This window comes from Acidaminococcales bacterium (assembly GCA_031290885.1).
In the GTDB taxonomy this organism is placed as follows: domain Bacteria; phylum Bacillota; class Negativicutes; order Acidaminococcales; family JAISLQ01; genus JAISLQ01.
Genome location: JAISLQ010000052.1, coordinates 1 through 3,138, shown reverse-complemented (window position 1 = coordinate 3,138; position 3,138 = coordinate 1). Strand labels below are relative to the sequence as shown.

Genomic DNA, 3,138 nt, shown 5'->3' with positions numbered 1-3,138 from the left:
ATGCCAAATCCGGCAAAAAGAAAGTGGAGATCGACGATGCCGCGCCGCTTGAATACACGATGAACTCCCAAAAAAAGTGCGGCGACACGGAACTCGCCTATGCGGAGTTCGCCAAGCTGAAACAGCTTCCGGGAACTTTTGTCAGGCAATTCACAGTGACCGTCAGTGAAAAGGCAAACCCTGACAACTATATGGAAATTACGACGGCCAAAGTGTCTTGGGATACGGATAATTTACAGTCAATGGCTGATCTTATCCGTGAAACAGCCTTTGCCGGAAAAGAAGTCGAGGTTGAGTTCGAATACAAAACGATACTGTTTGCCACAGGCGCGGCGTTCAAACAATGGGTCGAGATAAACAAACTCGACGCGAGCGAGCTTTATAAAAATGGAACTTTCAAATAACAATGAAAAAGCGAACCTACGGCTTCGGCGTAGACCCGGCGCAAAGCGAGAACCATTTCTTTGTGCTGTCGCGCCCGAAACCTCCAAACGCGGTTTCCCCGCCGATACAAATATACGAACGATACTCCTGGACGCAGGGCGACGAGCAGATTTTAACCGATGCGGACGTGCTGAGGATTGAGATATCCAAGCACAAATGGAGCCAGGTCAAGACCGCGCTTGCAAACGAGTTTAATGCCCGCCTGAAAAAAGACGGCCTAAAAATCGGCAAGTTTCCCGCCGTAGGCGGCGCGCCTGTTGAACGGCTGTTCGGCAAAGAAATGATGGCGCTTCTTTGGGCTATCGAGGACTGCGACCCGTCCGTCATCACGACAGCCGTGCGAAACTGGAAAGGGCTTATGCCGGAGGAGCGCTGGTGGCTCTACACGATGACCAACGCGGCGACGGGAGAACTCAAAGACCGCAGGGGCTGGCGCAAGGCGCTCATGTACGCGCTTTGCGAGAACCCGGTCATCGAACCCCGACAGCACACGCTGTTCGATGACCGCTTCTGGGAAGGGAGATCTTGAATATGTTAGATCGGAACGAGATAAAAAAAGCTGTCGGCGCCATCGCGCCCAGATATGGCATTCAAAGCGTTTACCTTTTTGGTTCTTACGCGAGGGGAGACGCCGACGAAAACAGCGACTTGGACTTCCGTATCGTCGGAGGAAACATTCGTAATTTATATGACATTGCCGCCCTGCGGCTTGATCTGGAAGAAGCCCTGGGCCGCGAAGTGGACGTGGTATTGACTGAGAATATCCGGGATTCTTTCTACCAAGCAATACGCGACGAGGAGGTGCCGTTGTATGGCGGAGCATAACAAGAACCTCCATATCGTTGCCCGGATTCAAGAGTACTGTGCTGAAATCGATGCAATGACCGAACGTTTTGGCAAAACGCAAGTTGCGTTCAGCGCGGATTTCGCATATCGCAGCGCCTGCGCCATGTGCGTTTTGCAAATAGGCGAACTGGCGGCGCGGCTCACCGACGACTTTCGCGACCGGCACAACGGCGTACCGTGGAAGCTGATTCGGGCAATGCGAAATGTCTTTGCCCATGACTACGACAATATGAATATCGCCCAGACTTGGACTACCATCACAACAGACATACCGCGCTTGAAAGAGTATTGCGGCGAGATTCTGCGGATGGAGGGATATGGGGAAAGCGAGGACAAGGCATGAGCGGCGTACAATCGTTTATAGAAAAACAATTCCCCGTCTCTAAGCTTTCAAAAGAGAGCTACAAGGAGCGAAAAGCTGTACAAAGTCAAACATTGACGGGCTTGGGCAAGTGGTGGGGACGCAAGCCGCTTGTGCTTGTCCGCGCCGCGATACTCGGTTGCCTTATGCCCGCAAGCGACAACCCGCGTCGCGATATGGAAATCTTTCTGAAAATAATGAGTATGGACGACAGTGGATTATAGCAACGCCACAAGACCTGGGAGGAAAAGAGTGATAACTATTGGCATGAACGGGAAAAGGAGCTTTACCGCGATTTTGACAAGCTAGGCTATGACGAGCGGCTTAAATCCTGCGTTCGCCCGGAACAGTTTGAGCGACCTGCGGACGACCACGCGTGGCGTGAGATAAATCATCACCTTGGCGTTCACGCTTACAATCTGCGAGATTTAACGCGTCAGCTATCCGAAAAACGCTTCGGGCAGATCGCGACGGTCGGAGACTGCTTCTGCGGCGGCGGTTCGATACCCTTTGAAGCGGCGCGGATGGGGCTTGACGTGTACGCTTCCGACCTCAATCCCGTCGCGGGGCTTTTGACGTGGGCGGCAATCAACATCTGCGGCGCGAGCTACGCGGAGATAGAAGAAGTAAAAAAGTTTCAACAAGAAATCTATGACGCGGTAGATAAGGAGATTGCCGAACTCGGCATAGAGCATAACGAAAAAGGCGACCGCGCGGTATCATATCTGTATTGCGTCGAAGCGGTTTGCCCGGAGTGCGGAATAAAAGTTCCTATGGCGCCATCGTGGGTTATCGGCAAGGGCACAAAAACAATTGCGATGCTCGCGAAAAGCGGCAACCGCTACGATATTGACGTAAAAATGAGCGCCACCGCCACCGAAATGAAAGAGGCCGAAAACGGTACCGTGACCTCGAAGGGGTTAGTCTGCCCGCATTGCGGAAAAACCACGCCGATTAGCGTTCTTCGCCACGACCGCAAGGATGAAAACGGCGACACTGTTTACGGACTGCGCCGTTGGGAGAAAAGCGAGTTCGAGCCGCGACCCGACGATGTTTATCAGGAACGGCTTTACTGCGTCAAATACGAGAAACCCGCAAAGGAAAAATCACGCGCTGAACGCTATTATCGCGCTCCGAACGAGCGGGATATTGCGAACGAGGAAGATGTGCGCCGTATCGTTGCGCAAAATATTGTCAAATGGCAGGAGCAGGGACTTGTGCCAAGTATGGAGATTGAATCTGGTTACAATACAGAGCAGCTTATTCGTGAACGTGGCTGGACGCACTGGAACCATTTGTTCAATGCGTGGCAGCTGTTCTTGCTGAGCCGCTTGATCCGGTCTGTCAAAAAGGCGGAAAATAGTATACTTATAGCAATTTGACATAATGCATACTATATATTATTCTGTAAGCGCCTAAAAGGATGGTGGTATTTACAGAATGCCTGGACCATTATCAAATGATCTACGCAAGCGGATCATCGAAGC

General features: G+C 51.8%; 6 protein-coding genes. All 6 read left to right on the top strand.

Annotation, left to right across the window (positions count from 1 at the left end; genetic code table 11):
• Nucleotides 1-404 (top strand): hypothetical protein (locus LBO03_06350; protein MDR3349206.1); only part of this gene is annotated, 404 nt, incomplete at its 5' end.
• Nucleotides 405-406: 2 nt separating this feature from the next.
• Nucleotides 407-973, top strand: a complete 567-nt coding sequence (locus tag LBO03_06345; protein MDR3349205.1) for a DUF3780 domain-containing protein — start codon at nt 407-409, stop codon at nt 971-973.
• A gap of 2 nt (nt 974-975) precedes the next feature.
• Nucleotides 976-1,269: a nucleotidyltransferase domain-containing protein gene (locus tag LBO03_06340; protein ID MDR3349204.1), complete on the top strand. Its 294-nt coding sequence runs from the start codon at nt 976-978 to the stop codon at nt 1,267-1,269.
• On the top strand, nt 1,256-1,633 hold the full coding sequence (locus LBO03_06335) for a DUF86 domain-containing protein (protein ID MDR3349203.1): 378 nt from the start codon (nt 1,256-1,258) through the stop codon (nt 1,631-1,633). Before LBO03_06340 ends, LBO03_06335 begins: the two co-directional genes overlap by 14 nt.
• On the top strand, nt 1,630-1,875 hold the full coding sequence (locus LBO03_06330) for a DUF1156 domain-containing protein (protein MDR3349202.1): 246 nt from the start codon (nt 1,630-1,632) through the stop codon (nt 1,873-1,875). Before LBO03_06335 ends, LBO03_06330 begins: the two co-directional genes overlap by 4 nt.
• A gap of 300 nt (nt 1,876-2,175) precedes the next feature.
• Entirely contained in the window at nt 2,176-3,033 is an 858-nt protein-coding gene (locus tag LBO03_06325) for a hypothetical protein (protein ID MDR3349201.1), read from the top strand.
• The last annotated feature ends 105 nt before the right edge of the window (nt 3,034-3,138 follow it).

Excerpts from the sequence above, each read along its gene's own strand:
- LBO03_06345 (MDR3349205.1), top strand. The coding sequence starts at position 407 with ATGAAAAAGCGAACCTACGGCTTCGGCGTAGACCCGGCGCAAAGCGAG.
- LBO03_06340 (MDR3349204.1), top strand. The coding sequence starts at position 976 with ATGTTAGATCGGAACGAGATAAAAAAAGCTGTCGGCGCCATCGCGCCC.
- LBO03_06335 (MDR3349203.1), top strand. The coding sequence starts at position 1,256 with ATGGCGGAGCATAACAAGAACCTCCATATCGTTGCCCGGATTCAAGAG.
- LBO03_06330 (MDR3349202.1), top strand. The coding sequence starts at position 1,630 with ATGAGCGGCGTACAATCGTTTATAGAAAAACAATTCCCCGTCTCTAAG.
- LBO03_06325 (MDR3349201.1), top strand. The coding sequence starts at position 2,176 with ATGGGGCTTGACGTGTACGCTTCCGACCTCAATCCCGTCGCGGGGCTT.